The sequence below is a fragment of the Stenotrophomonas sp. P5_A8 genome (assembly GCF_056400545.1).
Genome location: NZ_JBFULB010000538.1, coordinates 1 through 1,405 on the forward strand (window position 1 = coordinate 1; position 1,405 = coordinate 1,405).

2 protein-coding genes are annotated in these 1,405 nt (G+C 60.7%); one reads left to right on the top strand and one right to left on the bottom strand.

Features of this window, described 5'->3' with window-relative positions; translation table 11 throughout:
* Positions 1-19 precede the first annotated feature (19 nt).
* On the top strand, positions 20-619 hold the full coding sequence (locus AC1DQP_RS20485) for an NADPH-dependent FMN reductase (RefSeq protein ID WP_478052431.1): 600 nt from the start codon (positions 20-22) through the stop codon (positions 617-619).
* A gap of 502 nt (positions 620-1,121) precedes the next feature.
* Here AC1DQP_RS20485 and AC1DQP_RS20490 read toward each other — a convergent pair.
* The coding region (locus AC1DQP_RS20490; protein WP_478052430.1) for a hypothetical protein at positions 1,122-1,405 on the bottom strand (284 nt) is incomplete at its 5' end.

The following is a 1,405-nucleotide window of genomic DNA, read 5'->3' on the forward strand; positions in this document are numbered from 1 at the left end:
GGCATACCCCGCTACTTCAATCCACGTCCTCGCTGTTGCTGGCAGTCTGAGACGGGACAGCTACAACCGACAACTCTTGAATGCGGCCGCCCAGATGGCACCGCCTCAGATGATCTTGAAGGTGCACGACACCATTGCCGACATTCCTATGTTTGACGAGGATCTAGAGGCCACGGGGGAACGCGGACTAGGCGGGGTTGCTCGTTTGCGCGCGGCCATCGCGRCAGCTGACGCGATACTCATAGCCACGCCCGAGTACAACCAGTCTCTGCCAGGCGTCCTGAAGAACACCATCGACTGGCTTTCCCGGAGCGGCGCAGCCGGTCCAGCCTTCGCGGGAAAGCCTGTGGCCATAACAGGAGCGACCGTAGGGCCTTGGGGCACCCGCTTGGCACAAGCACAGCTGCGGCACGCCCTGACGGCCGTGGGTGCCTTAACGATGCCGACGCCCCAGCTCTTCATCGCAGACGCCCCGCGCTCGTTCGATGTCCGCCAGGGCAATTTGGACGGTTCAATGGAGCTACGTCTCAGCAATTTTCTGCTTGCTTTCGAGAAGTGGATACGGCGCCTGCGCCCTGCTGTTCAACCGACTGATCAACCAGAGGCTGGCCCTCGATAGGAGAAGCACAATTGCCCAAGGGCGGCGTTCTTCCATATCCAGCAACCCAGTCAGTGGGATCAAGCCCCTAGAGCGGCGGCGACTCTGCATGGCGGAGAGTGAGACACCTGTCCAACGTCATAAGTATGGAAAACGACTGGCGGAGGATGGTCAGGGCAGGCGAATGGCACCGCACTGCGCAAATGATCAGTCGCCAAGCTACCGGTCATTTCCTTTGGTGCTTTGCCGCGCAGCCCGTATGGCGTGCCCCGCGAGAGCCTCGGCTGCCAAAAGCGCGTCTTTCAAAGACGGAAACGGGCGCCTCAAGTCCAGAAGAGCGCGGCCTGCATCCGGAGTAACGGCAAGCAGCACCCATCGATCAGGGGCGTCTTGCCAAACCTCGGCCAAATACCCTGTGTCCTCCGTCGCCAAACGAACGGAATAGAACCGGTCATCCGATTGATCTGTCCCCAAGCCACCCTCCACACCTAATTGGGCCGGCCCCACCCCTGGGCCCAGCACGTCACTCAGCCGATTGTATCGCCCAAGAAGTGTGTCCCAACACATCGAGCACGGCCTCCGCCCCGCCGGCGGCGTCCCAGATGTTAAGCAAGCCTTTGTTCACCTCCGCCGCCACCTTCTCCAGCTGAACTAAGTTGTGGAGTGGTCTAAAGTGCCGCTGCACTGCCGCGTGGACATCAAACCTAGGATCTGCGTCCTCATCCACAGACACGTCCTCATCCAGCGGGACTGGGCTTGAGCTTGGAGTCAGGAGCTGGCGCTTGGCCTCGAACAATGCGTTGACGT